Source organism: Thermodesulfobacteriota bacterium (genome assembly GCA_040755095.1).
Classification (GTDB): Bacteria; Desulfobacterota; Desulfobulbia; order Desulfobulbales; family JBFMBH01; genus JBFMBH01.
Window position 1 is genome coordinate 1 of sequence record JBFMBH010000201.1, and the last position, 4962, is coordinate 4962.

4 protein-coding genes are annotated in these 4962 nt (G+C 63.9%); all 4 read left to right on the forward strand.

Translation table 11 applies throughout. The annotated features are described in order from the left end of the window. Positions 1 to 435: 435 nt before the first annotated feature. Positions 436 to 2010 (forward strand): AAA family ATPase, encoded by a 1575-nt coding sequence (locus AB1634_18615; GenBank protein MEW6221526.1) that lies wholly within the window; start codon positions 436 to 438, stop codon positions 2008 to 2010. Continuing rightward, the gene (locus tag AB1634_18620; protein MEW6221527.1) at positions 1953 to 2222 is read left to right on the forward strand and encodes a BrnT family toxin; all 270 of its coding nucleotides are present in this window, start codon (positions 1953 to 1955) and stop codon (positions 2220 to 2222) included. The genes AB1634_18615 and AB1634_18620 overlap by 58 nt, the downstream gene beginning before the upstream one ends. Beyond that, the gene (locus AB1634_18625) at positions 2219 to 2470 is read left to right on the forward strand and encodes a CopG family transcriptional regulator (GenBank protein ID MEW6221528.1); all 252 of its coding nucleotides are present in this window, start codon (positions 2219 to 2221) and stop codon (positions 2468 to 2470) included. Before AB1634_18620 ends, AB1634_18625 begins: the two co-directional genes overlap by 4 nt. 331 nt (positions 2471 to 2801) lie before the next feature. Next, entirely contained in the window at positions 2802 to 4391 is a 1590-nt protein-coding gene (locus AB1634_18630) for a hypothetical protein (protein ID MEW6221529.1), read from the forward strand. The last annotated feature ends 571 nt before the right edge of the window (positions 4392 to 4962 follow it).

Genomic DNA, 4962 nt, shown 5'->3' on the forward strand with positions numbered 1-4962 from the left:
CAAGAATGCCTTGGGACGGCACCTGCCGTTCATGGAACGACCTGCAAGATTCTTGAGCAGGTATGGCACATGGCCGCACCGTAACCCCTTGATATTACAGAACCCAACTGACATTTGGATTCATAGTCACACCAATTCCTTGTCGGAGGCATATCTTCGCTGCGACCAGTCTGGGTCATGAGATTGGCCCTCCTTTCCATGCCGGACAAGGCGGGCCCGGCGGCACCGGTGTCCTGAGGCTCTCTTCTGGGGCGATCTGGCCAACGCCGGCCTTCCGGCACTCTCTGAAGAAACAACGGCCATCGGAGCGGACCTCCGGCGTTGCACCCAGTCGAGTGCGCCCCGCGCATGGCATCACTCCGGATTGGGGGGCCGGTCCCTGATCCTGGTCCACCGAACCGGGCAGCCCAACAGCCCGCGGTCCTCAGGCGAGGAATGCGCTTCTTCAACACCGCCGGGCCGGTACGCCCGGAAGATCACTACTGCCTGCCGCCTCTGGGCCGTCTGGATCTTCCCTGGATCCTCACCCTCATCGCCCAGAAGAAGTACTTTGTCCTGCATGCGCCCCGCCAGACCGGTAAGACCACCTGCCTCCTGGCCCTCATGGACCTTCTCAATGCCGGCGGCCGCTACCGTTGCCTGTATGTCAATGTGGAGCCGGCCCAGGCCGCCCGGAACGACGTGGCCCGGGGAATCACCGCCATCGTCCACCAGCTCGCCACCGCCGCGTTCCTCGCCGGGGATCCGCAACTGGAAGGGATTGTGGCCGACGTGCTGGCGCGCAAGAGTCCGGATGTCGCCCTGGAGGAGACCCTGACCCGTTGGTGCATGCAGCAGGGCTCCAAGCCGCTGGTGCTGCTCGTCGACGAGATCGACACCCTGGTGGGTGACACCCTCATTTCCGTGCTGCGGCAGGTCCGCGCCGGCTATCCGAGGCGCCCGGCCCTCTTCCCCAGCACCGTGGTGCTCTGCGGGGTCCGGGATGTCCGGGACTACCGCATCCATCAGGGCGATGGCGAGGTGATCACCGGCGGCAGTGCTTTCAACATCAAGGCCGAGTCCCTGCGACTCGGGGATTTCTCTCGTTCGGAAGTGCAGATGGTGCTGGCCCAGCATCGGGAGGAGACCGGCCAGGTCTTTTTGCCCGAGGCGGTGCAGGTCATCTGGGATCTCAGCCAGGGCCAGCCCTGGCTGGTGAATGCACTGGCTTACGAGGCCTGCTTCCGGATGGAGGCCGGCCGGGACCGCTCCCAGCCGATTGCCGCCGCCTTGATCGACGCGGCCCGGGAGCAGCTCATCCTCCGGCGGGAGCCCCATCTCGACCAGCTGGCCGACAAGCTCCAGGAAGAGCGGGTCCGGCGGGTGATCCAGCCCATCCTGGAGGGGAGCACCGCGCTGGAGCGGCTAGCCCCCGACGATATCGAATATGCCGTTGATCTTGGCCTCATCACCACTCAGGGAAATCTGCGCATTGCCAACCCCATCTACCAGGAGATCATCCCCCGGCAGCTGACCGCCAGCGTCCAGGTGACCATCACCCATGAGGCGCCCTGGTACCTCTGTCCGGACGGCCGCCTGGACATGAATCGGCTTCTGGCCGCCTTCCAGGATTTCTTCCGCGAGCATGCCGAGTCGTGGCTGGAGCGCTTCCACTACCGGGAGGCCGGCCCCCAGCTCCTCATGCAGGCCTTCCTGCAGCGGATCGTCAACGGCGGCGGCCGGATCGACCGGGAGTACGGCCTCGGCCGGATGCGCACCGATCTCCTACTCGCCTGGCCCCATCCGGTCGGTGTCCAGAAGGTGGTGATCGAGCTGAAGGTCCTGCATAAGGGTCTGGCCGCGACGGTGCAGGCCGGCCTGGCCCAGACCTGGGAATACGCCGACCGCTGCGGCGCCGGCGAGGCCCACCTCGTGATCTTCGACCGTACCCCGGACAAGCCCTGGGAGGAGAAATGCTTCCGCCGGGAGGAGGAGTGCCGGGGCCGGCGGATCACGGTGTGGGGGCTGTGAGGCAGGAGCATGCACGGAGCGAGGCGGCACTCGCTGGGTGGGGGCATGGCAAGTCGGTTGGCCCTGTGCCCGCAGAGGGTGAGCAGCGTTTCGTGACTCTGGGCTCGAACGTGTTCGGCCTGTTAAGGGTGGTGGTCTGGACCCACCGCGGCGAGAGCATCCGCGTGATTTCCGTGCGTAAGCCGACCCCCAGAGAGAGGAGGGCATTATGAAGAGGGAGTATGATTTCTCAGGGGGGAAACGAGGTCCGGTGGTCTCCTCCCAAGGAAAGACCTGTGTCACTCTTTACCTGGTTGATGCCATCATCCAGCGTTTCAAAGAGGAGGCCGAGAGAACGGGACGCGGCTACCAGGCCCTGATCAATGAGGCATTGGCCGCGTTTCTGGGCTGCGGGCAGGACGTGCTGACCCCGGACATCGTCCGTCGGATCGTGCGCGAGGAGCTGGGGGTACGGCATTGAGCGCCACCAGGCAGGCCGGTCTTGCCCGCGTAGCGCCCCAGGCGTCGGCTACGCGGGAGTTGCTTGCACGCGCTTGTTGTCGGGGAGCGTGAAAAAAATCTTGACATCCGCAGGGGTTGCCTGCTTAGATGTCTCCCGTGGTCGAGGGCATCGGTCTGCCCGGCGCCCTTTCGTGGTTCAACCCAGGAGCGACAAGGGGGTGAGGCGCGACACAGGGACGAAACAGCAACCACCTCGACATCGATGACTGAAGGTGGGTGACCCTTTTGGGAGAAGGGGCCGCCCGAAGACGTCAACCCCAACAACCACACACAGTGCAAGGAGACAGGAGATGAAGAAAGTTCTGATGACGGTGGCCGCCTTGGGAATGGTGGCCGGTGTCGCGTCCACCGCCTCCGCGGTGGATTTCTCGGTCAAGGGTGAGTATTGGGCCGCGGGCGTCAACCTGAGCGATGCCAACGGCACCGGTATGAGACTGACTGACAACACTACCCTGTTTGACCCCCTTACCGGTGCCTTTACCACCGGCGCGTTGACCAATATCGCCCCTGGCGTCATTCCGGGCACCACGACTTCGGGCTATAACGCAACCACGGACCGGGCTGTTACCGGTTCGGATGCGTACTTCGCCCACGAGATGAAGATGATCCCGACGATGAAGATCAACGACAAGAGTTCCATCATCGCCGACCTGCGCTTCATCGATACCAGCATCTGGGGCAGCCAGGACAGCACCAACACCAACAACGGCCGGACCTTCGACGTCAATAAGCTCTATGTCCAGTATCTGTCGCCGGTGGGCAAGCTCGAGGTCGGTCGCCGCACGGGCGGCCAGTGGGGCCATGACTTCTTGAATCACAACGCCCCTGCTGACCGGATCCAATGGTGGCCGAATTTCCTGCCCGCGCCGTGGAGCCTAGTGGCAGTCTATCAGAAGAGCACCGAGGGCGACGCTCCCATCAGCACCGCCACGGGTGTTCCGACGGCTACGGACGCCGACTCCGACCTCTATGTCCTCGGGGTGGGCTACAAGGCTGACATGTTCAACGTGGATCTTGGCTACTTCCTGTTCGATAACGCCTTGGCCGGCGATGCCGGCACCGTGGGTGCTCCTGGTGCCTTCGACCGGATGTGGCACCGCTTTGATCTGTCCGGCAGCGTCAAGTTCGCGGGCTTTTATCTCGACGCTGAGTTGGTCCACGACTTCGGCGACTGGTCGGATTTCGATGCCGCAGCCGCACGTGACGTGGACATTGATACCTGGGGTGCCATGGCCAAAGTGGGCACCAAGATGGCCGGCTTCGACCTGGGTCTTCTGTACTTCTACGCCTCTGGCGATGAGCCCGGGGACACGGCCAGCCCCGGCGGCGACATGACCGGTATCTTGAGGGTTACGGGTCCGGGCAACATCGGAAAGGACTTCGCCCCATACTACATTTTGACGGGTAGCGACTCCGCCATGCTGGTCAACGACCATCAGGCCGCCAGTGGTGCCATGGTTGCGTCCGGTGTGCAGTCCATTGGCCTGCTGGCTGACTACCAGGTCACGGACAAGCTGAGCCTGCACGGGGCTGTGGCCAAGGCGTGGGCGGATGAAGAGAATGGCGCCGGACATGTCATCAACGCGGCCGGTTTTGCCGTCGTGGATCGCGACGACGACTATGGCTGGGAAATCGATTTGGGCGCGGCTTACAAGCTGCTCGACAACCTCACCTACTCGGTCCACTTCGGCTACTTGGCGTCTGGGGACTACTTCGCCGCGCAGCCGTACACCCTGGTGGACAGCAACACTGCAGACGTGGGCGCCAACATCCTGCCGACGATCGCCGACGTCAACGGCGATGGCGTGGCTGACAACACCGCAACTGGCGACACCAACGACGTCTACCAGCTGGTCCACAAGCTGAGCATGACCTTCTAAGGCCTTTGCGCCCAGAAGGCGCTACAAGCACGGCAAGATCGACACCCCGTCCAGAGGGGGTTTTCCTCTGGACGGGGTGGTCTTGTGTACGCCCGGCATGGGCGTGAGCCTATGGGGTGCAAATCTCCTGTGCATGGATCCGACGTTCGTGGGCGTTCGGGACGCGGCGGCGGTTTGGTGGTCGGGAGCGTTCGGGACGTTGATGTCCGGAGTGCTTGGTATGCCGTGCGTACGTCCCGGTCGTGCTTCCGGAGGACGAGGAGCTCTCCGTCGGAAGCTACTGGTTTGACCTGGGAGCTGCCGCGACCGGTGACACTCGCCCCTGCACGGGACCGCATGTCACCGGCCGTTCCGTGCCGGAATCGGCCACCGGTGAACCGTGGGAGGGGGGTGAGAAGAGCCGGGGGTGAGTCCGTCCCCCGTTTCCGGCCCTCCTCCGCAGTCTGTCAGCGCCGACGAGGAACTGACCCGCCCACCACCGAAGAACTGACCCACCTGATCGTTGTCTGCGCCCCGGCCTGCCGGCCGCGCGGCTGACCCACCCTATAAGATCCTGGGCATCGTCTGGAAT

Bases quoted from the DNA above. Each gene is read 5' to 3' on its own strand.
- AB1634_18615 (MEW6221526.1), top strand. From the start codon at position 436: ATGCGCTTCTTCAACACCGCCGGGCCGGTACGCCCGGAAGATCACTAC.
- AB1634_18620 (MEW6221527.1), top strand. From the start codon at position 1,953: ATGCTTCCGCCGGGAGGAGGAGTGCCGGGGCCGGCGGATCACGGTGTG.
- AB1634_18625 (MEW6221528.1), top strand. From the start codon at position 2,219: ATGAAGAGGGAGTATGATTTCTCAGGGGGGAAACGAGGTCCGGTGGTC.
- AB1634_18630 (MEW6221529.1), top strand. From the start codon at position 2,802: ATGAAGAAAGTTCTGATGACGGTGGCCGCCTTGGGAATGGTGGCCGGT.